This is a genomic window from Methylobacterium sp. CM6244, assembly GCF_054817885.1.
Map to the genome: position 1 here is coordinate 5,153,397 of NZ_CM139247.1, position 23,588 is coordinate 5,176,984.

General features: G+C 65.1%; 21 protein-coding genes. 11 read left to right on the top strand and 10 right to left on the bottom strand.

The window, feature by feature from the left end; all coding sequences use genetic code 11:
* Nucleotides 1–83 precede the first annotated feature (83 nt).
* Together ACYQML_RS24330 and treZ are read right to left on the bottom strand one after the other, a co-directional pair.
* Entirely contained in the window at nt 84–4,994 is a 4,911-nt protein-coding gene (locus tag ACYQML_RS24330) for a malto-oligosyltrehalose synthase (protein WP_461234301.1), read from the bottom strand.
* Nucleotides 4,991–6,796: a malto-oligosyltrehalose trehalohydrolase gene (gene treZ, locus ACYQML_RS24335; protein WP_461234302.1), complete on the bottom strand. Its 1,806-nt coding sequence runs from the start codon at nt 6,794–6,796 to the stop codon at nt 4,991–4,993. The genes ACYQML_RS24330 and treZ overlap by 4 nt, the downstream gene beginning before the upstream one ends.
* A gap of 285 nt (nt 6,797–7,081) precedes the next feature.
* On the opposite strand from treZ, the gene ACYQML_RS24340 reads away from it, so the two are divergent.
* On the top strand, nt 7,082–7,567 hold the full coding sequence (locus ACYQML_RS24340; RefSeq protein WP_461234303.1) for a YidB family protein: 486 nt from the start codon (nt 7,082–7,084) through the stop codon (nt 7,565–7,567).
* A gap of 48 nt (nt 7,568–7,615) precedes the next feature.
* On the opposite strand, the gene mgtE is transcribed toward ACYQML_RS24340, so the two are convergent.
* Nucleotides 7,616–8,986: a magnesium transporter gene (mgtE, locus tag ACYQML_RS24345; protein WP_461234304.1), complete on the bottom strand. Its 1,371-nt coding sequence runs from the start codon at nt 8,984–8,986 to the stop codon at nt 7,616–7,618.
* 528 nt (nt 8,987–9,514) lie between these two features.
* Between mgtE and pqqA (ACYQML_RS24350) the strand changes: the two genes are divergently transcribed.
* The 6 genes from pqqA (ACYQML_RS24350) (at nt 9,515) to ACYQML_RS24375 (ending at nt 11,861) form a co-directional block, all read left to right on the top strand.
* Nucleotides 9,515–9,604, top strand: coding sequence for a pyrroloquinoline quinone precursor peptide PqqA (pqqA, locus tag ACYQML_RS24350; RefSeq protein WP_056429267.1), 90 nt, complete (start codon nt 9,515–9,517; stop codon nt 9,602–9,604).
* 63 nt (nt 9,605–9,667) lie between these two features.
* Nucleotides 9,668–9,757: a pyrroloquinoline quinone precursor peptide PqqA gene (pqqA, locus tag ACYQML_RS24355; RefSeq protein WP_018042171.1), complete on the top strand. Its 90-nt coding sequence runs from the start codon at nt 9,668–9,670 to the stop codon at nt 9,755–9,757.
* 282 nt (nt 9,758–10,039) lie between these two features.
* Nucleotides 10,040–10,303, top strand: a complete 264-nt coding sequence (locus tag ACYQML_RS24360) for a hypothetical protein (RefSeq protein ID WP_056429269.1) — start codon at nt 10,040–10,042, stop codon at nt 10,301–10,303.
* 533 nt (nt 10,304–10,836) lie between these two features.
* Entirely contained in the window at nt 10,837–11,187 is a 351-nt protein-coding gene (locus tag ACYQML_RS24365; RefSeq protein ID WP_056429271.1) for a hypothetical protein, read from the top strand.
* Between the two features lie 7 nt (nt 11,188–11,194).
* Nucleotides 11,195–11,545 (top strand): 4-fold beta flower protein, encoded by a 351-nt coding sequence (locus ACYQML_RS24370; RefSeq protein ID WP_207411641.1) that lies wholly within the window; start codon nt 11,195–11,197, stop codon nt 11,543–11,545.
* A 91-nt stretch (nt 11,546–11,636) separates the two neighbouring features.
* Nucleotides 11,637–11,861, top strand: coding sequence for a hypothetical protein (locus ACYQML_RS24375; protein ID WP_056429276.1), 225 nt, complete (start codon nt 11,637–11,639; stop codon nt 11,859–11,861).
* 300 nt (nt 11,862–12,161) lie between these two features.
* Here ACYQML_RS24375 and ACYQML_RS24380 read toward each other — a convergent pair whose 3' ends face one another.
* The 4 genes from ACYQML_RS24380 to ACYQML_RS24395 form a co-directional block, all read right to left on the bottom strand.
* On the bottom strand, nt 12,162–13,250 hold the full coding sequence (locus ACYQML_RS24380) for a GGDEF domain-containing protein (protein ID WP_461234305.1): 1,089 nt from the start codon (nt 13,248–13,250) through the stop codon (nt 12,162–12,164).
* Between the two features lie 406 nt (nt 13,251–13,656).
* Nucleotides 13,657–14,169 (bottom strand): transcriptional regulator LdtR, encoded by a 513-nt coding sequence (ldtR, locus tag ACYQML_RS24385; RefSeq protein ID WP_056429280.1) that lies wholly within the window; start codon nt 14,167–14,169, stop codon nt 13,657–13,659.
* 163 nt (nt 14,170–14,332) lie between these two features.
* Nucleotides 14,333–14,800, bottom strand: a complete 468-nt coding sequence (locus tag ACYQML_RS24390; RefSeq protein WP_461234306.1) for a DUF6163 family protein — start codon at nt 14,798–14,800, stop codon at nt 14,333–14,335.
* Complete coding sequence (locus tag ACYQML_RS24395) at nt 14,797–15,861, bottom strand: enoyl-CoA hydratase/isomerase family protein (RefSeq protein ID WP_461234307.1); 1,065 nt, start codon at nt 15,859–15,861, stop codon at nt 14,797–14,799. The genes ACYQML_RS24390 and ACYQML_RS24395 overlap by 4 nt, the downstream gene beginning before the upstream one ends.
* Nucleotides 15,862–16,108: 247 nt before the next feature.
* On the opposite strand from ACYQML_RS24395, the gene hemB reads away from it, so the two are divergent.
* Entirely contained in the window at nt 16,109–17,164 is a 1,056-nt protein-coding gene (gene hemB / locus ACYQML_RS24400; RefSeq protein WP_056429287.1) for a porphobilinogen synthase, read from the top strand.
* Nucleotide 17,165: 1 nt separating this feature from the next.
* The gene (locus ACYQML_RS24405; RefSeq protein ID WP_056429290.1) at nt 17,166–17,537 is read left to right on the top strand and encodes a hypothetical protein; all 372 of its coding nucleotides are present in this window, start codon (nt 17,166–17,168) and stop codon (nt 17,535–17,537) included.
* Nucleotides 17,538–17,549: 12 nt separating this feature from the next.
* Here the strand turns inward: ACYQML_RS24405 and ACYQML_RS24410 are convergent.
* Nucleotides 17,550–18,505, bottom strand: a protein-coding gene (locus tag ACYQML_RS24410; RefSeq protein WP_461222664.1) for an IS630 family transposase whose coding sequence is annotated in 2 segments (ribosomal slippage) — nt 17,550–18,154 and nt 18,154–18,505 — 957 coding nt in all. Because the reading frame shifts where the segments join, the coding sequence is not laid out codon by codon here.
* 311 nt (nt 18,506–18,816) lie between these two features.
* On the opposite strand from ACYQML_RS24410, the gene ACYQML_RS24415 reads away from it, so the two are divergent.
* Nucleotides 18,817–19,827, top strand: coding sequence for a methyl-accepting chemotaxis protein (locus tag ACYQML_RS24415; RefSeq protein WP_461234308.1), 1,011 nt, complete (start codon nt 18,817–18,819; stop codon nt 19,825–19,827).
* Between the two features lie 100 nt (nt 19,828–19,927).
* Complete coding sequence (locus ACYQML_RS24420; protein WP_461234309.1) at nt 19,928–20,425, top strand: RDD family protein; 498 nt, start codon at nt 19,928–19,930, stop codon at nt 20,423–20,425.
* 37 nt (nt 20,426–20,462) lie between these two features.
* Here ACYQML_RS24420 and ACYQML_RS24425 read toward each other — a convergent pair whose 3' ends face one another.
* Both ACYQML_RS24425 and ACYQML_RS24430 read right to left on the bottom strand, forming a co-directional pair.
* Entirely contained in the window at nt 20,463–21,692 is a 1,230-nt protein-coding gene (locus tag ACYQML_RS24425) for a glycosyltransferase (protein ID WP_461234310.1), read from the bottom strand.
* Nucleotides 21,689–23,284 (bottom strand): ArnT family glycosyltransferase, encoded by a 1,596-nt coding sequence (locus tag ACYQML_RS24430; protein WP_461234311.1) that lies wholly within the window; start codon nt 23,282–23,284, stop codon nt 21,689–21,691. Before ACYQML_RS24430 ends, ACYQML_RS24425 begins: the two co-directional genes overlap by 4 nt.
* Between the last annotated feature and the right edge of the window lie 304 nt (nt 23,285–23,588).

Here is a 23,588-nt window from a genome sequence, read left to right on the forward strand (position 1 = left end):
CGCGCGGCGGCGGGTGAGGTGGGGATGGGCAGTCCCCGTCGAGGACCGCCCTTCAGGGTTCGGCTGCCGTCCCGAACTCGGGCTCAGGCGATCCGCTTCAGGACTGCGTAGGGCAAACGCGCGAACAACCGGCTGAGATCGACCGATGTTCCCTCCGGCTGCACCTCGGCCCCCGACATCAGGTCGACCCAGCGGCTCTCCGCCGGCACCGGCAAGGTGGTGCCGGAGAAGGCCTCGCCCGACCATGCCGCATCGCCGACGAGGCCGGAGACGAGTCGCGGCACGGCGACGAGGAGGTCGCCCTCCCCGCTTGTGGCATCGGACCGTGTGAATGCGATGACATGGGCGCTCAACCGGCCTTCTGCGGTCACCGCCAGGTGATCGGCATCCGCGTAGAAGCTGGGTCGCTCCGCCCGGTCGGCAAGGAGGCGCGCGAGCGTCGCCTGCTTGACCCGCCCATCCGGCCAGTGATCGAGCAAGCCGGCGATGTCGGCGCTCCCGTTCAGGGCTTCGGCACGGGCCGTGTAATCCACGGGGCGGCGGTTATCCGGGTCCACGAAGGAGAAGTCCCAGAATTCCGTCCCCTGGTACACGTCGGGCAAGCCCGGAAGCGTGGTCTTCAGCACCGTCCGGCCGAGGCCGGCGATCATGCCGAGATGGGCGAGCCGGCGCGCGATCGGACGCATGAGCGTCATGAACTTCGCGCCCGGCGCGATCAGGCCGGCGAAGAACCGCTTGACCGCCGCCTCGTACTGCTCGTCCACATTGACCCAGCTCGACCGGCGCTTGCCCTCGCGAAGGGCCTTTTCGGAATAGGCGTCGAGACGTTCGCGGAATTCCGCAATGGCGGCCTCGTCGTCCCCGTCCAGCAATTCCAAGGGCCAGGCGCCCAGGATGGCTTGCAGGAACATCCACTGGTCGTTGGCGTCGGGCGCGGGGCCCTCCTCCATGGCGGTGAGATGGGTCCGGGCCGATTGGCCGAGGATGGTCCAGGCCTCGGCCCACACCTCCGGGATCTCGGACAGGGCGAGGAGGCGCGAGCGGGCATCCTCGCCGCGCTTGGTGTCGTGGGTCGCCGTGGTGATCATGGCGTTCGGCCAGTCGCGGGCCCGCGCCGCCTGGAGCGCGTGGAAATGCTCCAGATCGATCCCGTATTCGCCCGGATCGCCGCCGACCTCATTGAGGGCGAGCAACTCGGAGAACCGGTAGAACAGCGTGTCTTCCAGGCTTTTCGCCATGACCGGCCCGGTCAGCTGCTGGAACCGGCGACGGAACCGCAGGATGACGGCGGGATCGGGCCGCCCCGGCCCGCCGGAATCGACGCGCCCCAGCAGAGCCTGTGAGGCGAAATCGTGGACCGACCTGTCCGGCAGGGCGCTCCAGCGCTTGGCCTTGGCCACCGCGCCCTCGATCAGGCGGATATCCTCGCCCTCGACATCGCTCTCGTCGAGATCGCCCGGCAGATAGGAGCGGTAGGTGGGAAAGCGCGCGATGATCTCGATCAGCGCGCGGCGGATGGCGTTCACCGAGAAGTCGCGCGTGCGCCGGTCCGCATCGGCGATCCGCTTCAAGTCGGCGGTGAGCACTTCGAGCTCGCTGGCGAAGCTGATCTCGAGGATCTCCGCCTTGGCCGCCCGGAGCTGTGCCTTGTAGGGCTCGTCCATGCCGGTGGCCCAGCGATAGAACCGGGTGATCCTGGTGTGCTTCTCCTGATCCACCAGGATGCCGTCGAGCTGGTTCAGCACGTCGTAGCCGGTGGTCCCGGCGACGGGCCAGGGCCGCAGCTTCTCACCGGGTTCGAGGATCTTCTCGACTACTACATAGAAGCCCGGGCCGACCGCGCTCTGCAGGGCGCGCGCATACCCCTGCGGGTCGGCGAGACCGTCGATATGGTCGATCCGCAGCCCGTCGATCCGCCCCTCGGAGATGAGGCGGAACACCGTCTCGTGCGAGCGGTGGAAGATGTCGGATTTCTCCACGCGCAGGCCCGCGAGGCCGTTCACGTCGAAGAAGCGACGGTAGTTGATGTCGCTGGCTGCCACGCGCCAATGGGCGAGACGGTAGGATTGCTGCTCGAGGAGCCGGTGGAGCGGCCCGAAACTGTCGGGCCTCCCCTCGAAACCGTTGAGCAGGGTCAGCGTGCGGTCAATGGCCTTCGCGATGGCCGGCGAGGCCTCCACCGCATCAGCGAGCCGGCGCTTGAGGCCGTCGGCCTCCTCCGGGAAGCCCCGGCGGCGCTCCGCATTCGTCTCTTCGCTCATCAGCCGCAGCCGCTCGGAGACGGCCAGAACTTCTGCCGCCGCATCGTCGCCGATCTCGCCATGCGCCGCCAGGGCGCGGTTGAGGATCGACGGATATTGCAGCGGGCAGATCGGGAATTGGTGCTCGTAATGCCAGACGCTGAAGGCGCCGGCGGCGGCGTCGTATTTCAGGTCGAGCGTGCCGTGTTCGAGGGCCTCGCCATAGCGATCGCCCAGGAACGGGATGACGAGGTTGTTGCGCGCGCCCTGGCGCTGCCAGTCGATGTCGAAGGCATGCGAGAGCGGCGAGAGATCGCCCCATTCGAGCACGGAGAGCCACCACGGATTATCGGCCCCGCCGACGCCCATGTGGTTGGGCACGATGTCGAGGAGCAGCTTCAGGCCGTGCCGCTGCATCACGTCGGAGAAGTGGACGAAGCCCTCTTCGCCGCCGAGTTCCGGGTTGATCGTCGAATGGTCGACGATGTCATAGCCATGGGTCGAGCCGGGCCGCGCCTTCTGGATCGGCGAAGCATAGACGTGGCTGATGCCGAGTTTCGCCAGATACGGCACGATCCGCTCGGCATCGGCGAACGTGAAGTCCTTGTGGAATTGCAGCCGGTAGGTGGCGCGCGGCGGCGGCGAGGCGAGACGCGCGGCTCCCGAACGGGGGCCGCGTTCCTCGGCCGACAGCGCGGCGGCGAGCTTTGCCAGCGGACCGCCCGGCGCCGCGATGGCCTCCAGGCTGCGGTCGAGCTTGCGCCGCCAGTTCGGATAGCCCTCCGTCGAGCCCGGCACGTTGGCCTGGCTCAGTTCCGAGATGACGTCCTCGTACTGCACCGCCGTCAGCATCGAGGGCGCCCGCGCGAGGTAGCGTGCCGCCGCTTCGAACGGCGCCGTCTCGGGCACGTCGTAGCTCGGCAGCAATTGCTCGGAGGCCAGAGCCTCGGTGAGGCGGGCGCGCTCGGTGACGCGCTCGCGGCGCTCCGCTTCCGCCCGCTCGGCGTCGTAGAGGCCCAGCGCCTGGCGAGTGTCGGTATCGACGCCGCGCCACCAGCCGACGAAGGTCGGCAGGTCATGCGTGGTAATCGCCGTCAGCGCATCGCGCGGATAGGCGCCGGGTCCCTTGAACCGGCCGCCATGCTCGCGCTCGAAGGCGAGGATGCGGTAGCTCAGGATGCCGGCCTGCATCAGCGCGTCGGAGAAGCCCTCCGGCGCGGTGCCGAGATCCTCGGCGATGACGAGGCACTTGGCCCGGTGGCTCTCCAGCCGCAGCACCGCGAGCATCGGCTCGAACGGCATGGCGACATAGGCCCCGTCCTTCGCCGATCCGGTGATCGGGATGAGGAAGAGCCGGGCGAGCTGGAACGCGTGGTCGATGCGGATCGCACCGGCATGGCGCATGTTCGCCTGGACCAGGGCGCGGAACGCCGCGAGCCCGTTGCGCTCCATTTCAAGGGGGTGGAAGGCCGGCAAGCCCCAATCCTGGCCCTTGGGCGCGAGGAGATCCGGCGGCGCACCGATGGAGACGCCATTGGCGAAGCGCTCAGGATGCGACCAGACTTCCGACCCGCCGCGATCGGCGCCGACGGCGAGGTCACGGTAGAGGCCGAGGCGCATCCCGCTTTCGAGGGCGGCCTTCGACGCATCGGCCAATTGGCGATCGGCGAGGTATTGCAGCCAGATATGGTAGGTGACGGCCTCGGCATGGGCCATCGCGAACGCCTCCACGGCCGGTGTCCCGGCGCGGCGCATCTCCTCCGGCCAGTCGCCGGACCAATAGGCGCCAAGCGCCTTGTAATGGGCGGACAAGGCCTCGAACGTCCCGTGCGCTTCGAGATCCGCCCCGCCCTCCTCGCGGAAGGCCGAGAAGGCGGGGTCCTGCCCCGCGCGAGCCGGGGATTCCTGCCAGAACGCCTCCAGCACGGGGGACAGCACGCCCCAGATACCGGGATGGTCCACCAGGGTCGCGGCCTGAAGGCCGGCGATGTCGGTGGCCTTGTCCGCCAGTAGCGCGGCGGCACGCGAATTGGTGAAACCGCGCAACGCGCCGGGTTCGATGAACAGGGTCTCCAAGAACAATCGCGAGGACGGCGAATAGGGCGAGATCTTGCTGCGGTCCGATTCGAACAGCGCATGGACCGGGCTCAGGCCCAGGAACGAGGCACCGCGAATGCCGGCATCCCGTGCGGCGCGGCCCGCATCGGCGTAGCTGCCGATGCCGAGATTGTGCGGCGAGCGGAGGCCATAGAGCTGCGCGGCGAGGCCCCAATCCCGCGCGCCCTCGTCGGCATAGGCGGCTGGGCGCCAGCAACGCTGCGGCGCGGAGATGACCCAGGCTTCCGATTTCCGCTCGCCGAGCGCCACGGTGAGCCGGTGGTAGCCCGGCGTCAGGGGCGGCAACTCGATACGGGGTTCACCCGCGCCCGTGATCGACGCCCTCCCCTCCCGCGCGAGGCCGCGCTCGTCGACGAGGCGCCACGACACGGCGCCGTGCGCCTCCGCGGCCTGAAGCGGGATCGTCGAGGCACGCCGCGCTTCGACCGGGTTCAGCGACGGGACGAGCCCGAGCCGGACGGCTTCGACCTCCGCGAGGCTGCTCGCGATCTCGTCGTCGTTGCTCGCCGGGAAGCCCAGGGCAGCGACCATGCCGCGCCGAGTTTCGATATCGGTCGCCACGGGCTGGCCGAACGCGTCGGTATAGCCGGATGCGATGCCGAGGAGGTCGGCCAGGCGTTCGAGATCGCGGCTCATCGGGCGGCTCCCGTCAGCACGATACCCGTCCAGGTGGGAAGCTCGATCTCGCTGCCCGTATGACCGTTCGACCAGATCACCTGACCTCCATGGGAATCGACGGCGAGGGGATCCGCGCCGAAATTGGCGACGAAGCGCAGGGTGCCCCCCGCATAGCGCCACGTCACGTCGAGGGAATCCGGGGAAGGCCGGGTCACGTCGGCCCCGAGATATTGCGTCTTCGTCAGGGGCACGACGGATTGGTGCCGGATCTGCAGCAGGTTGCGGGTGTCGGCCCAGACACCGCGATGGGGCTGCCGCTCCGGCTCGGACCAGTCGAGCTTCGAATCGAGGAAGGTCTGTTCCGCCGTGGGATCGGGGATGACCGACGTGTCGTCCGCGAAGGCGGCGAAGCTCTTGAACTCGCGACGGCGCCCCTCGCGCACGGCCTTGTTGAGCTCCTCGTCCGGCGCGAAATCGACGAAGAACAGGAACGGCGTCGTGGCCGACCATTCCTCGCCCATCCACAGCATCGGGATCTGCGGAGCGAGCAGGAAGCCGGCCCTGGCCAAGCTGAGCTTGTCGGGGTCGCTCAGCGCGCTCAGGCGCTCGCCGAGCGCCCTGTTGCCGACCTGATCGTGGTTCTGGAGGAAGGTGACGAAGGCCGAGGGCGGCAGATGGGAAGAGGGCTCGCCGCGCGGGTGGTTGTCGAGGCTCGGGAACGGCTCGCCCTGATAGGCGAACCCTTCCGCGAGGCAGCGGGCGAGATGCTCCACCGGCTTGTCGGCGAAGCTGACGTAATAGCCCGCATCCTCGCCGGTCAGCAGCACATGCCAGCAATGGTGGAGGTCGTCGGCCCATTGCGCCGTGTGCTGGAGCGGCTGGGCGTTGTCGTCGCGTTCGAGCCAGCGGGCCTGATTGGCCTCGTTCTCGAGGACGAGATGGATGTGCCGTCCGGGTAGCCGGGTGCGGATGGTCTCGGCGAGCTCGCCGATGAAGTGCTTCGGCGAATCGTCCAGAATGGCGTGGACCGCGTCGAAGCGGATGCCGTCGAAATGGTATTCCTCCAGCCAGTAGAGCGCGTTCTCGATGAAGTAGTCGCGCACGACCTCGCCGCTGGTCTCGCCGTCGAAGTTGATGCCGGCGCCCCAGGGTGTCTGATGACGCTCGGTGAAGAAGGTCTTGGCATAGGCGTGGAGGTAATTCCCGGCCGGGCCGAAATGGTTGTAGACCGCGTCGAGGAAAACCATCAGCCCGAGCGAATGGGCCTTGTCGATCAGGTGCTTGAGCTCGTCCGGGCGTCCGTAGACGGCATCCGGCGCGTAGGGCAGCACACCGTCATAGCCCCAGTTGCGGGTACCCTTGAAATCGGCGAGCGGCAGAAGCTCGATGGCGGTGACCCCGAGATGGGTCAGGTCTTCGAGCTTGGCCTCCAGGGCGGCATAGGTGCCCTCCGGCGTGGCGGTGCCCACATGCAGCTCGTAGAGGACGGCCTCTTCCCAGGGGCGGCCCGTCCATTCGCCGTCGCTCCAGTCGAACGCCTTCGGATCGATCACCTCGCTGAGACCCGACACGTCGTCGGGCTGGAAGCGCGAGGCGGGATCCGGCACGACGAGGTCGCCGTCGATGCGGAAACCGTAGCGGGCGCCGGCGCGGACATTCGGCACGGTGGCGCGGCGCCAGCCTTCACCGGCCTCGGGGATGGGATGCTCGGCCCCGTCGACCACGAGGGCGACGTCCTTGGCCGTGGGTGCCCAGAGGGCGAAGCGCACGCCATCCGCCGCGATGGCGGCACCGAAGTTCATGTCGTGTGTGCGCCGCATCAGACCGCCATCTCGCTCATTGGGAAACCTCGCGGCGGAGTCGCACCCGCCTGCGGTGAGAAGGCTGTCCGCGGTGCTCTGGTTCCCTCACCGAACAGCTTCGCTTGCGACGTAATGCGCGGGTCGCGGCGGACAACCGCCGGGCAGAGAAGTTTTATGTGCAGCGCGCCATTGATCCATGATTGTGCCCGTTCCGGCGGCGCGATGCATCGGTAAGCGCCACATGCACGTTGATGAGCGTCGCCTCGCCGATCAGCTGGCGGCAAACCTCAAGGGAGACAGCGCATGAGCCGCGGATATCCGTCCATGACCGCCTTGCTGGGCCTGCTCGCCGTGGCGGGCTACCAGAACAGGGACAAGATCGCCGAGTTCCTGGGCGGTGCTTCGAACAAGAGCACGGCTCCGGGCACGCCGGGGGCCGTCACCGATGGCCAGAGCGGCCTCAATCAAAGCGGGCTTGGCGGCATCCTCGGCCAGCTAGGAAGCGCCCTCGGAGATGCGGGCGCGGGCGGCCTCCTCGGCGGTGGCTTGAACGAACTCGTCGAGCGCTTCACCCAGAACGGCCACGGCGAGACGGCGTCCTCCTGGGTCAACCAGGGTCCGAACCAGGAAATCGCGCCCCAGAACCTCGAAAAGGCCATCGGCCCGGACATCCTGGCCACCCTCGCCCAGCAGACGGGACTGACCCGCGAGGAATTGCTGTCCCGCCTGTCGCGGGAATTGCCGCAGGCCGTCGACCGCTACACCCCCGACGGCCGCGTGCCGGCCTGAGGCGTTGCCTCCTCCCGGGCGCAGCCCACCCGGGAGGATCGATGAGGGTCAGAGCAGCGTGCCGCGCAGGATCAGCATCGCCACCGAAAAGTAGATGACGAGGCCGGTGACGTCGACGAGCGTCGCCACAAAGGGCGCGGAGGCGGTCGCCGGATCGAAGCCGAGCCGCTGGAGCACGAAGGGCAGCATCGATCCCGTCAGCGAACCGAAGGTGACGATGCCGACCAGGGCGGCCCCCACCGTCGCCGCCACCAGCATCCAGTGCTCGCCGTAATCGTAGAGCCCCGCCTTCTGCCAGACGACGATGCGAACGATGCCGATCGTCCCCAGGATGGCGCCCAGCAGCAACCCGGTCGGCACTTCCCGCAGGGCCACCCGCCACCAGTCGCGCAGGCGGACTTCGTGGAGCGCGAGCGCGCGGATGAGGAGCGAGGTTGCCTGACTGCCCGAATTGCCGCCCGAACTCATGATGAGCGGGATGAACAGGGTGAGGACGATGGCCTTCTCCAGTTCTCCCTCGAACCCCTGCATCGCCGTGGCCGTCATCATCTCGCCGAGGAACAGGGCGCAGAGCCAGCCGGCGCGCTTCCGGATCATCGTGCCGAAGCCGATATCCATATAGGGCTCGGGCAGGGCCTCCATGCCGCCGAAGCGCTGCACGTCCTGCGTCTGCTTCTCGACCATGGCGTCGATCATGTCGTCCACCGTGACGATGCCGATGAGGTGGCCCACCGCATCCACCACCGGCAGGGCCAGCAGATCGTATTTCGAGATCAGCCGCGCCGCCTCCTCGCGGCTGGCGGTGGGCGAGACGGCGAGCGGCCGCCGGCCGGCGGCGACGCTGAGGACGTTATCGTCGGGATTGCCGGAGATCAGCCGGCGCAGGGGCACGGCCTTCGTCAGCGCCTGGGTGCGCGGATCGAGGACGAAGATCGCGTAGATCGTCTCGCGGGTCTTCTCGACGGTACGGACATGGTCGAGGGTCTGCTGCACCGTCCAGTTGCCCGGGACGCTGACGAATTCCGTGGTCATCAGCGAGCCCACGCTCTCCTCGCCATAGGCGCTGAGCCGGTCGATCGTGCCGCGCGTCTCCGCATCGAGCCGCGCCCTCAGATCGGAGCGGCCCGGCTCCTCGATCTCGCGGAACACGTCCGTCACCCGATCCGCCGACATGCCGGACAGGTAGGAGGCGACCCGGTCGCGCGGCAGCATCTCGATGATGTCGGCGGCGAGGTCGAGTTCCGGCTGGTCGAGTACCTCCACCGCCCGGTCATGGGGCAGCCCGAGCAGGATCGCGGCGGCGACCTCGGGCGCCTCCTCGTTCAGCGCCTCGACGATGTCGGGCGCGCGTTCGTCCGACAACCGGGCGGCCAGCACGGAGGGATCGATCTTGGTCGGGAAGGGGGCGATCTGGTTCATGGGCTCACCTCGGGGGAGGAGTGCGATCGGGCCGTGTTCGGCCGGATCGCGGTGAGCCGCGTGTGAACCCGTCAGGGCCTCAGGCGGTCAGAACGATATCGGCCGGGCGGGCTGGATCGACGGGACTGTCGCTGGGCATGGATGGGAAATTCGGGCTCCAAAGCCTCCACCTGCGATGCGCACATGCGGATCGCCGAGGGGAAGCCGTCGGCGGCGCCCCCATGCGCTCCGCCACGGGGCGCGTCAAGATGAATTTCCCCCTGTCTTTCAGACCTGTCGGCGGGATGGCCGGGACGGCCGTGGGAACCGCCGTTTCGACGTTCGGAACGGGCGGCGCCGCGGCCGGGATGGGGTACCGAAGCAGCACAATCCTGCATCATAGTTCCCTAAAGAAGGAAAATCGTCCTCTTATCGGGTGAAATCCGGCCCTTACGATCCATCATATGAAAAATATAAGTCTCGTGCCCGCTTGTATTGCGCCCAACTCATTGCCTATGTTGAGGGCGTCGGACACGAAGGAGTTCTGCCATGGCATGGTCTACCCCCGTTGTTCAGGAAATCTGCGTCGGCATGGAAGTCACCAGCTACGAGTCGGCGGAAATCGATCCCTTCAACTAAGGGATCGGCGCCCTCACGGGCCCGTGTCACCAAGCCTCATCACTACCAACCAGGAGAAACGTCATGACGTGGTCTGCCCCCATCGTTCAGGAAGTGTGCGTCGGCATGGAAGTCACCAGCTACGAGTCGGCTGAGATCGACACCTTCAACTAAGTCGATCGCGACCAAGTCGATCGCTCCCTGGAGCGGTTTGAAGGGGCGGCATTCCATCGGGAATGCCGCCTTTTTCGTGCTCGCTCGGGACAGGGGATCGGGTCGGTGCAGAGATCGTCAGTCATGTCACCCATCGAAATGTCGACGTCACTGGTCTCGCCGCAAGGGTGAACTTTACGAGACCGTTCCGTCGAGAACTCTGCTAGGATGGTCACTTCGGCTCATGAGATGGGGACACGTTCGGGTCCCTGCGGTGAACTCGTCATTCGAGAGAAACACCCCATGACCCACGAGATGCCAGCCATGGAATTCTCGGACCTCACAGGACGGGCGACCCAGGACGGCATCACGGTGACGGTGAACGTCTATCGCTTCGCCGGCACGCAGGATCGGTGGACACTCGAAGTCATCGATCAGACGGGTTGGTCGACGGTCTGGGCCACCACCTTCGCCTCCGACGAAGATGCCCTCGACGCATTCATCGAGGCCGCCGAGGAAGGTGACGGCATGCGCGCGTTCCTCGAACCGCCGCCGACCTTGCACTGACGCAGATCGATATCGGCCTTCCGCCGCCGCACGCGCCTACCGGCTTCGCACAGTGACTCAAACGCCGTTCGCTTCATCCAAGCGCGTTCGACAATAGTGGCGACGGGTTCCCTCTGCTGCAAGGAGACGGTATTCACCCATCTACTTGTGCAGGCAAAGCGCCTCCCTCTCCGCCTTGTGGGAAGAGATCAGGATTGGGGGTGGCGCCGCTTGCCTCCGCAGCTTGAGGGTCGCCCAACCAGCCCCACCTCCACCCCACAAGCTCGACGGATCTCGGGCAGGCCCGAGATCCGCTGGGGAAGAGGGCTGCGCAACCTGCGAGATGTGTGAATATCGTAGCCCCCGCACCGCGAAATCTCGCGGCGTGGATGGCAGCGCCGCCCTGCCCCTCATGCCGACATTCGAGTGCCGGCCGAACAAAGTCCACGTCACACCCAAGGACGAACGCCCCCGCAGGGAACATCGCGCGTCGATGCATTCAGTCTCTGCGGGTGGACCACGTGCCATCACAACAATTGGAAAGTAGATCCATCATGAACCAACCCGACCTGCTCGCCGAGAACGTCTCCATCGCGGATCTCGCCGGCCGGAAAGCCGAGCGTCTGGAATATCTGAAAGGCGTCTACCTCAACATGGTCCCCGACCAGACGCGCAACCCGACGCTGCGTGTTCGCCTCAGCCGGGTCGGATCGAAAGTCCAGCCGCACTACCGGATCGAGAGCGACGACACCGATGGCCAGACCGTCATCTTGGGGGTCTATCAGGGCGACAAGCACAAGCCGCTCGCCAAGAGGCTGCACGACGATGACGGACCGACCTGGAGCAGCGAGACCATGAGCTACGTCGACCTCCGCACGCTACACAACAGCCAGATCGGGGTTTGAGCCGTCCATGATCGAGTTCTTCGACAGAGATGGCGGCGAGGCGGTTTTTTGCCACGACGGGCACTCGCTCTATCTCTGGAACGGCAAGGCCGCGGCTTTCATCCACGATGACAAGGTCTACGCCTATGACGGCCGCTTCATCGGCTGGGCGGATCGCGGCTGGATCTCGGACGAGGACGGAGCCTGCCTGCTCTTCGAACGGGACGCGGTGGGCGGCCCTCCCAAGCCCCAGCGGCAGGGGAAGACGACGCCCGGTCCGAGACGCCCGAAACCGGCACGGGCCGAAATGCAGCAGGCCCCGTCTCGTCCCGCCTCATTCGCGGCCTGGTCCCATCGCGTCTTTTCCGACCTGATCTGACCCTCGGCCGAACCCGTTCGCACGACCTCCCTCGCCACGTCGAACGGTGTGACGAGAGGGGTCGGGCGATGCCTGACGATAGGAAACTCGCATGACACTGACGAAGAAGCTGGCTCGCGTCCTCACCGACGAGACGGCGGGAGGCTATCGACTGACCATCGAGACCGTGGACGGGGAGATCTTCCGTATCCTCGCCACGGAGGATCAGGTGAACGACCTGATCGATGAACTCGATGAACTGGTCGGAGACGATGCCGACGACATTCCCGCTCTTTCCGAGGAGGAAGAGCGTGTCGGGGAGGAGCAGCCTTCGTAACGACGGGCCGAACGTTCGATTGTCCCGAGACGAATTCGGGTTGGTCTCGACTTTGGACGATGACTGGGTTGGCGGGGTACGCCCGGCAACCCCCGTCGTCGGGTCGGCCACGGCAGAGCTATCTTCCCGACCTCAGCCGGTCCTCGTATTGCGCCGCCAAAAGCTACGCGAGGGAACACGATTTCGCGACATCCACGAGGCCTTCACAGGCCTCGCGGCAACCCTCGTCACGCTCGACCAGATCGAACGGTTCGGTTCGGCACTCCGAGGCATCATCTGCGACGAGCCGCGCATTGGCCCTCATACGACTTGGACCCGATTCCGCCCGCTGATCTTGGCCCTGTACAAAGCTGCATCCGCTCGTTCGATAGCAGCCACGACCTCCGCTCCGTCATCCGTCATCTCGACGGCGAGGCTGACCGTGACCGCAATCGAGTGACCGTTCCATGCGATCGGCTTGTCTTGAAGTGTGAAGCGAAGGCGTTCGGCGAGGAAGACAGTCGCGTGGCGATCGTGCCCTTCAAGGACGATCACGAATTCCTCGCCGCCAAGGCGAGCGAGAATAGCCGCCTCCGGTAGGACCGACTTTGCGCATTTGACGAACTCGCGCAGAACGTCGTCTCCGGCGGCGTGGCCGAATCGATCGTTGATGGCTTTGAAGTGGTCGAGATCGGCGACGATCACCCCGGCCACCTTCCGCTCTTTTTTGAGTTCGCGATCAAGGCCCTTGCGGTTCAGGGCGCCGGTCAGGGGATCGTGATTCGCAATCTGCTCCAACGCCGCATAGGACCTCTCGGACTGAAGGGCGAGGATCGCTGTCGTGAGCACGATCGACGTCACATGATCGTTGATCGCAACGATCACCACCGTCAGTTGCTCGACGTTGGGTGAGAACGGCAGGATCGGCAGACAGAGCGCAGCGGCGATGGCAGCCTGCGCAAGGCCTGCGATGCGCCGTATGGCCGATCCCCGCGAGGTCGAAAGCACGTAAACGGCTATCGCGGCCTCAAGCTGCGCATAAGCCAGCGTACTCACCGTATTGACCGTCTCGGCATCCCGACCGATCGCCGCCAGACCGACATGCAGGAGAGCCGGCAGCAAGGTCAGGACGGCCATGACGGGCGTCAGAGGTCTTCGCCCGTCGAAGACGCGAAAACCGACCCAGAACATGCAAGCCGTCAGCGACCAACCCAGCGAAGAAAGCCAACTCCCGTAGCGGCCGAAGTCGTCGAAGCCGACTGTTATCGCGGCGCTGATCAGATAGTTCGATCCGAAGCAGAGGAATGAGAACTCATCTCTACGAAGAAACCAGCCGTATACGAACACGAGCCCGCACGTCATGAAGACGATCAGCTCGGTCAGTTGTAGAGTTGGAATCGAGACGGTCATTATACCTAATTAGCTTGCTCAGAGCGCACCAAACAAGCTTCAATCAAGAATTTCCCATTACGGGTTAGGAACGTTCAAGAGAACCGCCTAAATCGATTCAGGGTAATAAAGTTTGCAGCGAGTCTGGTGAGGGCTCTGCGGCTATCGCTTCATTGTCCTTCGGTTCGGCACGCCTTCGGTACTGGATAGCGAGGCTCGGCCCCAGGAAACCAGTCGGAACCTGCTGCGCGCCGGGCGGCCTCCGGTCATGCCTGGCCGCCCCGGTTCATATCTCGTTCCCGGCGATTCGCCATCTCTGTCGTCCTAAGCAGGTTTCGCAGAAGTGGCCCCCGGTTCCGCGATTAAAACCTGCGACACATCAAGGAGCTGAGCAGCATGAAGCGTTGGCGTGCCAACGGGACCCTGCTTAGAGGCGGTAGCGGATCTGGTCGGTCCAGAAGCGCTCGAGACGGCCGAGGGCGACGTTGAGGCGCCCGAAATCGTCGTCGGAGATGCCGCCGATCGGCTGGATGGTCCGGGCGTGCTTATCGTAGAGGCCCTGGATGATGTCGTGGATGGACCGGCCCTTGTCGGTGAGGCTGATCCGGACCGAGCGGCGGTCGGTCTTCGACCGGGCGTGGTGGAGGTAGCCGGCCTCGACGAGCTTCTTGACGTTGTAGGAGACGTTGGAGCCGAGATAGTAGCCCTTCGTCCGGAGCTCGCTGGCCGTCAGTTCCTTGTCGCCGATGTTGTAGAGCAGCAGCGCCTGGACGCTGTTGACGTCCTCGCGGCCCCGGCGCTCAAACTCGTCCTTGATCACATCGAGCAGGCGGCGGTGGAGCCGTTCCACGAGATGCAGCGCTTCGAGATAGGATCCATGCACCGGGGTGGTCTCGGTGGAAGTATTGGTCTCGATCACCTTGGCGGACTGGGACTTCATCTGATTGCCTCGTCAGGGTTCTTGCTCGGGCGCCGTGGTGTTCGGCACCGCTTATGAAGCCAATTTACGAGTGACCGATGAAAGACGATTTAAGCGATAGGATGAATATGCGATTTACCTCTGTCGGTAAATGCAAAATGAAAGTAATCCAGTAAGGTGTTGTTTACCTGACCTCGCGAGCCGCAGCCCAAGACAAAGCGAAGTAGACCACAATGATACTTGCATGCGCAGCAAGGGACGAGACCGACATCGGCAGCAGATGCGGAGTGAGGATCGCCAGGGTGACGGCACTCGTGGCGGCCAACAACCAGACCACACCGCCCCAGGCGCTGGTCAGCCACATCCCGATCGCCGCCGTGAAGTCGATCACCGCGAAATAGACGATGACGGCTTGGCGGCCGAGGGGTTCGGCCTCGAAAGGACGGGCTCCGGGAAAGATATCGAGGATCGTCGCCCAGGTAGAGACGCCCTTTGCCAGCCAGAACATCGCCGTCAGGCGCATGAACCAGACCAGAACCACGTCCCACCCCGTCTGCGGTGCACGCGGCGACCGCTCGATCCGGTCGCCGGCCATCTCGCTGGCGCGCCCGCGCCCGTCCCGCGTCGCACCGACCTTGGTCAGTCCCCTCATGATAAGATCCTTTCTGATCCATCGAATTTCGGCGCGTCGCCATCGGGCAGATCGGTGAAGGCCTCGGCGATCGCCGCCGGGTCCACCTCGGCCAGGGTCGCGGGTCGCCAGTCCGGGCGGTTGTCCTTGTCCACGAGCACGGCGCGGACCCCTTCCCGGAAGTCGTGCCAGTGCATGGCGCGCATGGCGAGGCGATACTCCGCCTGGATCGCCTCGGCGAAATCCATGGCGAGGCCGCGCTTCATCTGTTCGTGGGCGATGCACAGGGAATGCGGGGAGCGCGTGCGCATCAATGCGGCGGCCTCCGTGGCGAAGGGCGACCCGTCCGAATCGAGTCTCGCCAGGATTTCGACGACGCTGCCGGCGGAGAAACAGGCCTCGATCGTACCGCCATGCGACGTGATCGGGCCGACCTCCTGAAAGGCGGTCGCGTGGCGGTCGAAAGCCCGTCCGATGACGCCACCTTCGGCCAGGTCATCCGTGATCGCGTCGAAGTTTTCCGCCGCCGAATGATGGGTGGCGAGCCCCAGAGCGAGGGCATCTCCGGCACCGATCCGGGCGCCGGTGAGGGCGAGATAATGTCCCGCGTAACCGGGCAGACGCGGCAGCGCATGAGTCATTCCCACATCCGGAAAGAACCCAATTCCCACTTCCGGCATCGCCAGCGCGTAGCGCTCCGAGGCGACCCGATGGCTGCCATGCAGGGACAGCCCGACTCCGCCGCCCATCACGATCCCCTCGATCAGGGCGATGTAGGGTTTGGTATAGCGCTTCACATAAGCGTTGAGGTGGTACTCGGCGAGCCAGAACTGCCTCACCTCCTCGTCCAGCCCCTCCCGCAAGAGGTCGTAGATCTGGCGGATGTCACCACCGGCACAGAAGGCCCGGCCGCCCCGGCCACGGACGACCACGCGGGTGATCCTGTCGTCCCGCTCCCATTCGGCCAGGGCGCGATACATCGCCGTCGACATGGAGAAGGTGAGCGCATTCAGGGATTTAGGCCGATTCAGAGTGATGAGGCCAGCTTCGCCGCGCCGCTCGAACAGGATCTCCGGCTCCATCCATCGTCTCCGGTTGGCCTCCGGCTGGGGCTGTCTCGCCCCTCGTGGGGCTCGCGGGTTTCCACGCGGTCCGTGGTGCGAGCATCGGGACATGCCACGCTCGCCCGGTCGCTTAGACGAACTCTGCCGAGACCCGTCAACATGCCCCGTCCATCGGGGAGCGGCGATCGGCCCGGGTTTCGAAGAGTTTTGGGGATGTGTTAGGCCGGCTCCGACGCGCCCGCGACGAGCATTCGAGACGAAGACCATGACCGAAGCGACCCCGACCCCGCGTCCCCTCGCCATCGAGACGGCCAAGGCGAGTTCCGCCGCGTCGCTGAGCATCACGCAGCGCCCCCGCCGCAACCGCAAGGCGGAGTGGTCGCGCCGCCTGGTGCGGGAAAATACCCTGACGGTGGATGATCTTATCTGGCCGCTCTTCGTCATCGAAGGGACCGGCCGACGCGAGCCCATCGCCTCGATGCCGGGGGTGGAGCGCCTCAGCGTGGACGAGGTGGTCCGCGACGCCGAGCGCGCGGCACGGCTGGGAATCCCTGCGATTTCGTTCTTTCCCTATACCGACCCCGCCCTGCGCGACCCGACCGGATCGGAATCCCTGAACTCCAATAACCTCGTCTGCCGCGCGGTGCGTGCGGTGAAGAAGGCCGTGCCCGAGATCGGCGTGATGACCGACGTCGCCCTCGATCCCTATACCAGCCACGGCCATGACGGCCTGATCGAGGACGGGGCTATTCTCAACGACGAGACGGTGGCGCTCCTCGTGGAGCAGAGCCTGATCCAGGCCGAGGCGGGAACCGACATCATCGCCCCCTCCGACATGATGGACGGTCGCGTCGGCGCGATCCGGAGCGGCCTCGACAAGGCCGGCTTCCGTGACGTCCAGATCATGGCCTACGCGGCGAAGTATGCCAGTGCCTTCTACGGCCCGTTCCGAGATGCCATCGGCACGACGGCGGCCCTGGTGGGCGACAAGCGCACCTACCAGATGGATCCGGGCAATTCGGACGAAGCCCTCAGGGAAGTCGCCCTCGACCTCGACGAAGGCGCCGATTCCGTGATGGTGAAGCCCGGCCTGCCCTATCTCGACATCATCCGGAGGGTGAAGGACGAGTTCGGCGTCCCGACCTTCGCCTACCAGGTCTCGGGAGAGTACGCGATGATCGAGGCCGCCGCCCTCAACGGCTGGCTCGACGGCACCCGTGCCATGACCGAGAGCCTCCTCGCCTTCAAACGTGCCGGCGCCGATGGCATCCTGACCTACTACGCCCCCCGCGTGGCCGAGCGCCTGCGCGACGGCCTCTGAAATGCGCCGACGGGCCGTCATCGGCCCTGCTGCGCTCCTGCTTCTGGTCGCCCCCTTCCTGGCAGGCTGCGACAGCTCCATCGACCGGCAGCGGATCACCACCTGCCGGCGAACGCTTCCTGCGCTGGTGGCATCGGACCTCCCGCCCCGTCTGCTCCATGTCGGCCGTGGATCGGCGCCCGACAGCGTGCGCGTCGATTACGCTTTGGGCCAACGCCAGCACCGCATCGACTGCCTGTTCGACGGCGGCGCGGGTCTCATCGGCGTCCGCATGGACCACAAGGCGGTGTCGGGCGGAGCGCTTTTCATGCTTAAGAAATACTATCTCGAAACGTTAGATTCCGAAGCAAACGACCCCGTGCCGGCGCGCTAGAGTTGTGCCCGCTCAGCTTGGATCATAGGCATCGTATCCAGCGGCGGTGAGATAGTTGCGGCACTCGTTCGGCCGGAAGGCAGAGAAAGCCTCTCGAATGGCGATGGTCAGGTCGTCGGCGGTTCGCGCTGCGGCGGTCCGAAGGAGGGCTTTGACCTTGGCAAAGACTTGCTCGATGGGATTGAACTCGGGACTGTAGGGCGGGAGGTAGAGAACTCGTGCGCCGACCGCCTCGATGGCCTCGCGCACCCCAGCGACCTTGTGGGCGTTCAGGTTGTCGAGGATGACGGTATCGCCGGGCTTGAGCACCGGAGCCAGGGTGTCGGTGACGTAGGCCCGGAAGCGCATACCATTCGTGGCTCCATCGAAGACGGTTCTGGCGATCAGTCCCGTGGCGCGCAGGGCGGCGGTGATGGTAGTGGTCTTGTAGTGCCCGTGAGGCACGGCGATCCGGCAGCGTTCGCCGCGCGGAGCACGACCATAGCGGCGGGCCATCTTGGTCGTGGCGGCCGTCTCGTCGAGGAAGACCAAGCGATCCGGATCGAGATCGGGTTGGCGCTCGAACCAGTCCTCGCGTGCGGCCTTCACATCCGGCCGCTCCTGCTCGGCCGCGTGGACAGCCCCTTTTTACGGGTGATCCCATGCCGGGCGAAGAAGCGTGACAGGCTGCTCGTGCTTGCCCGGACGCCCCGTTCCGAGAGCCTGTCGCGCAGTTCCCGCAGGAAAGAGAGCGGGTGCTCTTCGTAGATCCGAAGGATCAGGGTCGCCTGCGCTTCCAGGCGCTGCGAGTTGCGGTCGCCGCCCATGGGCCTGGGCGCGATCCGCCCGTCCTGCCGAAAGCGCTCGTGCCAACGGATCGCGCTGGCTGCCCCGACCCCGAAGCGTTTGGCAGCCTGACGCCGCGATGCACCTGCTTCAATCGCGGCGACCACACGCTCGCGCAGATCGACCGACAGGGCTGACGGCATGGCAATCCTCCCTCATAAGCCCGTCCAGTGAATCACACGCCAGCCAGATCGCCTACCCCAAGCGATTCAACCCGCCAGGGCACGGCTCTAGGCATTCGCGCGGCCCTGGCATTCTTATTGCTTGGGTTTCCTTGGGGAGGCGACAGGATTGTCTCTGACCGGCAGACCTCGAATCGTTCGCAGTCGCCTGCCGGCCAATCTCGATCTTGAATCGATATTTAAATACCAAGCGCTGAGCTTGGGCGATCCATTTTGAGGATGCGATGTCGACAAAACTCAACGAGGCAGATCATCCAGCCGACAGTCTTTCGATGCTCGTAGAGACGTCGACCCAGCAGCTGAAAGCCCTCACTCACCGCAGCGTGGGATCGATCAAGTCCATCACCCGGCGCATGAATCTGCTGGCCCTTAACGCCCTCATCGAGGCCGCTCATGCGGGGGAACGCGGGGCCGGCTTCTCCGTCGTCGCCAATGAGGTCCGCACCGTTGCGGGTGAGATCGAGGGTCTCGTCTCAGGCCTCGGCAACGCCCTGGGAGACGGTGTCGACAACCTGACGCAGGCCGTGGAGCATCTCGCCAGCGAGAGCCGTTCCGCGCGCTGCATCGATCTCGCCCTCAACGCCGTGGAGATCATCGACCGCAACCTCTACGAGCGGACCTGCGACGTGAGGTGGTGGGCGACCGATGCCGCGGTCGTCGAGTGCGCGCTCGCCCCGTCGGAAGCGGCACGGAAACACGCCTCGCACCGGCTCGGAGTCATCCTCTCCGCCTACACGGTCTATCTCGATCTCTGGCTGTGCAGCCTCGACGGCAAGGTCATCGCCAATGGCCGGCCCGACCGGTTCAATGTGGTCGGCCAGGATGTGAGCCATGAGCCGTGGTTTGCCCGCGCCAAGCCGCTAGCCTCGGGCGATGACTTCGCCGTGGCCAATGTGGCGCGGGTCGCCGCGCTCAACGGGGCGCAGGGCGCCACCTATGTCGCCTCCGTGCGATCAGGTGGTGAGACGAACGGCAAGGCGATCGGCTTTCTCGCAATCCATTTCGATTGGGAGCCGCAGGCACGCACCATCGTCGAGGGTGTCCGCCTCGCGCCGGCGGAGCGGGCCCATAGCCGTGTCATGCTGCTCGATGCCGAGAACCGCGTCATCGCCTGTTCCAAGGGCAACGGACTCCTCACGGAGCGCTATCCCCTCCGCACGGAGGGACGGAGCCAGGGAAGCTACATCGATGCAGCGGGGCGCCTCGTCGCCTTCCACGAGACGCCTGGCTACGAGACGTATCGCGGATTGGGATGGCGCGGTGTGATCGAGCAATCCGCCTGACGGAGTGGCAACGAAGCCCATGTGACCTTGAGTGAAGGCATGGGCCCTCCCATGTCTTCTCATGAAGGAGAACCGTCTCCCCTCTCAAAGGCTACCGGCCATGCTCAACACGCCCCCAGGCTACGACCCCGCCGGCTATGCCGAGCGTTTCGGGACCGGCTTTCCGAGCAACCTTCCGATGCCCTTTGTGCGGGCGAGCCTCGGCGCACGTTTCGTCGCCTATCTCCTCGACATTCTCTTCATCCTGGGCTTCACCGCGCTCCTCACCCTGGCGATCACGGTGCTCGGGGTGCTGACCTTCGGGCTCGGCTGGACCCTGTTCGCGATCCTTCCCGCCAGCGGCATCCTCTACAGCGCGGTGACGGTGGGCGGCGCCGCCCAGAGCACCTGGGGCATGCGGATGATGGGTTTGCGCGTGGTGACTCCGGCCAGCGGCCTACGGGTGGATTTCCTCACCGCCGCCATCCACGCCCTGCTGTTCTACGTCGCCATCTCGACGTTCCTGCTTTGGTTCGTCGATATCCTGTTCGGCCTCATGAGATCGGACCGGCGCCTGGGCCACGACGTTCTCGTCGGCCTCGCGGCGGTGCGGCTCTGATTACACCGGGGGACGAGGTCCAAGGAGGATTTCGTCTCTACCGCGAGACGTAAGGGGGCTGCGCGATACCGACGTCTCCGCCGCCCTTCGATAGAACGGCGTCTCCCTCAGGTGCTTGCTTTTCCCGATCTTGCCGCTTGTCGAAACGCCGCCAGACCGTGAGGGCCGACAATACGTAGTTGCAGGCGGCCCCCACCAGGATGCCCACCCCCGTAGCCAGCCACCAGATGCCCGTCGCTGTATAGATGAGGTGTGCGACCAGGATGTTGTTGAACGCACCGCAGGAACAGGACAGGCAGAACACCGCAAGCCCTCGCAGAAGGTCGATCCCGACGATCCGCTGGTCCCGATATGTCAGGACGTTGTTCAGGAAAAAATTGGCCGTCATGGCGCCGAGCGTGGCAGCAGTCTGAGACAGCAGGAAATTATCGTTCAGGACGTATAGCATCAGCCCCAGAAGGGCCAGATGGACGATGACACCTAGGCCACCGACCAGGGCGAAGGAGACGAACCGCGTCGGAAGTGCTCCGAAGACGGATTTCGCAATGAGAAGGACGGCGAAGTCGAAGAGAACCCTCTCGTCGAGCTTGCTTTGCCCGGTAAGCCGGGGCCCGAAGACGTAAGGAACCTCCTTGATCTTCATCGCCCGCCCACCCTGAACAAGGATGTCTGCGAGAAGCTTGAAGCCGTCGCGGCTCAGGCGCGGCTCGGCTTTCACCAAAATACTTCGGCGCATGAGGAAGAAACCGCTCATGGGATCGCTGGTCTGGACCCGCAGCAGAGCCCGTACCAGACGGTTGCCGGCATTGCTCAAGGCTTGTCGGACGGACGAAAAGGCCGCCACGTCGGGATCGTCGACATAACGGCTGGCGATGACGATGTCGCACTTGGTCGACGCCATCAGGTCGAGCATTGGCACGAGGGTCGCAGGCTCGTGCTGGAGGTCCGCATCCATGACCGCAACGAGTTCGGACCGCGCCGCGAGCATCCCCTCGATACAGGCTCCCGCCAGCCCGCGTCGGCCGGTCCGCGTGATGATTCTGATCCGGGAATCGGCCTTGGCCAAGCTCTCGACGACGGCTGAGGTGCCATCCGGGGAATCGTCGTCGACGACGATCACCTCGAACGGATGTCGGTCGAGCGAGGCGGCGATCCGGCCGCAGATGACCGCGATGTTATCCCGCTCGTTGAATGTCGGGATGACGATCGTGACGAGAGGCCGATCCGCATCGGGTGCGAACGTCGCCTGGGGCAGAGTGAGAGTCACTGGCGGCCTTTCGCGCCGATCCTGGGCTTCGGCCAGGTACCATCGAAACGGCTCGCCCGAACGACCTTCAGATCGTGCATCTTGCGCCCATTGAAAGTCAGACGGATGGGTGAGTCCTCCGAGAACGTCGCGAAATGATTATCGAGATTATACCGGATTGCATCGGGATTGGCATACCTGTCGACGATGATGGCATCCATACCCCGGAAGCGCGCCGGATCCGCGAGATAGGTGAAGTGGATATTGTCTCCGGCGAGGCACAGGCTGCGGAACTGCTGTCGGATGGCATAGAAGGCCTTGGCGCAATCTTCCCAACGAGTGGCGGCAATGAAGGTGCGGGCGGGATCGACACCGCGAGCATTCAGCGCGGAGGGAAGATCGCTCCAATCGTAGAGTTCCAGGAGGATTGGATCCTGGTTTCGGAACGCTTTAGCCGGAGCGACCCGCTCGGCCCAGCCGGTAAAGGCATGTAGCAGTAGTAGGCCGATCGCCAGGATCGTCGTTGCGGCTAGCGTCGCGAGCCAGCGCCGTGCGGCGTCCGGCCGGTCGCTGGCTGCGAGGCCGTCCGCCCAGGCGCCTACGAGCGGCAGCAGGGGAAGATACCCCATGGACGCCCAGTGATAGCCGCGCAGTGGATGGCTGCTCCACACCATCACACCGAGAATGAACAGAAGAACGGGCGCCGCGAGACAGGCGAGAAGCCAGGGTCCTGCCTCCCTCGGGCCGTTTCTCAGGCTTCGATACAGCATGTAGAAGGCGGGAAATAACACGAGTGGGTGGACGATCATTACCTGTGTCAGGGTCCAGCGGAACGCTCTCGTGAGGTTCACGCTCCCGTTCCCTTCGGCGCGCGCACCCTGATATAGGAACGAAACCCAGCCGTGCTCCGCATTCCAGATGATGACCGGGAGGAGCGGCAACAACAGGAAGACGAGGCCGAAATAGGTGGCCGGCCGAAGGAGCCAGCGCCTTCCCTCGGCTTGGCTCGCAACTGCGACGAGAAGGCCCGGCACAAGAAGGACCGCGAGGTACTTCGAGGCAAGGGCACAACCGAACAGGAAGGCGCAGGCAAACCAGATCCCGTTGTCCTGCATTCTTCGGGCGGCGAAATCGATGTGAAGGAAGGCAAGCAGGGCGGCGAGGATGAAAAGGGTCATCGGCCCGTTCGTCTGGGCCAGACTCCCATCCGACAATCCGAGAAGCGGGGACAGGGAGTAGGCGCAGACAGCGTAGAGCCCGGCACGCGAATTGAAGATCCGCAGTGTGATCAGATAGATCAACCACCCCGAAACCACCGACATCACCAGGAATGGGAGGCGCACGATCACTGCATCGTCGGATCCGAACAGACGCATGACACCGGCGATCGTCCACCATGTCAGGGGTGGCTGGTCGAAGAACGAGATCGACGGGTTCCTCGCGACGACGGCACCGTATGTCTCCATGAAGGTAAGGTCGAGAAATCGCACCGCGACCAGCCGGGCGATGAACGAGACGACCAAGACAACAATGACGTGATGCGTATAATCGGCCGATCGAGCGGCATCCCCGAAGGGATTGGCCTTCGCGGCACTCGGCGGGTCGTAGCGCATCGGCGTTAGTTGGAGGGAGCTGATCTGACTAATTCCTTGTCCAGTCTTGCAAAAGTAGATCGACCGCGTCCGAGTCGCATGCCGGTCGTCTCGCGATCCTCCGATGTCGCGTCACGATTTTGCCCCTGCTGATGGCAACGAACACAATTCCCGTGAGAATTTTGCTATCGTGTTTCAACTCACCGACATGAGCCCGGTCACGACATGGGATGATTTCGTCCTGAATTGCCTCCGAAATACGGTCGCTCCCCGCCCGGGCGCGGTGATACGCTCGGCGGGCCGACCATGCCAGCCTTCACGCTGA

What these genes read in the sequence shown, in the direction of transcription:
- ACYQML_RS24340 (WP_461234303.1), top strand. Translation starts at nt 7,082, where the DNA reads ATGAGCCGCGGATATCCGTCCATGACCGCCTTGCTGGGCCTGCTCGCC.
- ACYQML_RS24365 (WP_056429271.1), top strand. Translation starts at nt 10,837, where the DNA reads ATGAACCAACCCGACCTGCTCGCCGAGAACGTCTCCATCGCGGATCTC.
- pqqA (WP_056429267.1), top strand. Translation starts at nt 9,515, where the DNA reads ATGGCATGGTCTACCCCCGTTGTTCAGGAAATCTGCGTCGGCATGGAA.
- ACYQML_RS24375 (WP_056429276.1), top strand. Translation starts at nt 11,637, where the DNA reads ATGACACTGACGAAGAAGCTGGCTCGCGTCCTCACCGACGAGACGGCG.
- ACYQML_RS24330 (WP_461234301.1), bottom strand. Translation starts at nt 4,994, where the DNA reads ATGAGCCGCGATCTCGAACGCCTGGCCGACCTCCTCGGCATCGCATCC.
- ldtR (WP_056429280.1), bottom strand. Translation starts at nt 14,169, where the DNA reads ATGAAGTCCCAGTCCGCCAAGGTGATCGAGACCAATACTTCCACCGAG.
- hemB (WP_056429287.1), top strand. Translation starts at nt 16,109, where the DNA reads ATGACCGAAGCGACCCCGACCCCGCGTCCCCTCGCCATCGAGACGGCC.
- ACYQML_RS24395 (WP_461234307.1), bottom strand. Translation starts at nt 15,861, where the DNA reads ATGGAGCCGGAGATCCTGTTCGAGCGGCGCGGCGAAGCTGGCCTCATC.
- ACYQML_RS24370 (WP_207411641.1), top strand. Translation starts at nt 11,195, where the DNA reads ATGATCGAGTTCTTCGACAGAGATGGCGGCGAGGCGGTTTTTTGCCAC.
- ACYQML_RS24405 (WP_056429290.1), top strand. Translation starts at nt 17,166, where the DNA reads ATGCGCCGACGGGCCGTCATCGGCCCTGCTGCGCTCCTGCTTCTGGTC.
- ACYQML_RS24415 (WP_461234308.1), top strand. Translation starts at nt 18,817, where the DNA reads ATGCTCGTAGAGACGTCGACCCAGCAGCTGAAAGCCCTCACTCACCGC.
- pqqA (WP_018042171.1), top strand. Translation starts at nt 9,668, where the DNA reads ATGACGTGGTCTGCCCCCATCGTTCAGGAAGTGTGCGTCGGCATGGAA.
- ACYQML_RS24390 (WP_461234306.1), bottom strand. Translation starts at nt 14,800, where the DNA reads ATGAGGGGACTGACCAAGGTCGGTGCGACGCGGGACGGGCGCGGGCGC.
- ACYQML_RS24360 (WP_056429269.1), top strand. Translation starts at nt 10,040, where the DNA reads ATGACCCACGAGATGCCAGCCATGGAATTCTCGGACCTCACAGGACGG.
- mgtE (WP_461234304.1), bottom strand. Translation starts at nt 8,986, where the DNA reads ATGAACCAGATCGCCCCCTTCCCGACCAAGATCGATCCCTCCGTGCTG.
- ACYQML_RS24420 (WP_461234309.1), top strand. Translation starts at nt 19,928, where the DNA reads ATGCTCAACACGCCCCCAGGCTACGACCCCGCCGGCTATGCCGAGCGT.
- ACYQML_RS24430 (WP_461234311.1), bottom strand. Translation starts at nt 23,284, where the DNA reads ATGCGCTACGACCCGCCGAGTGCCGCGAAGGCCAATCCCTTCGGGGAT.
- ACYQML_RS24380 (WP_461234305.1), bottom strand. Translation starts at nt 13,250, where the DNA reads ATGACCGTCTCGATTCCAACTCTACAACTGACCGAGCTGATCGTCTTC.
- treZ (WP_461234302.1), bottom strand. Translation starts at nt 6,796, where the DNA reads ATGCGGCGCACACACGACATGAACTTCGGTGCCGCCATCGCGGCGGAT.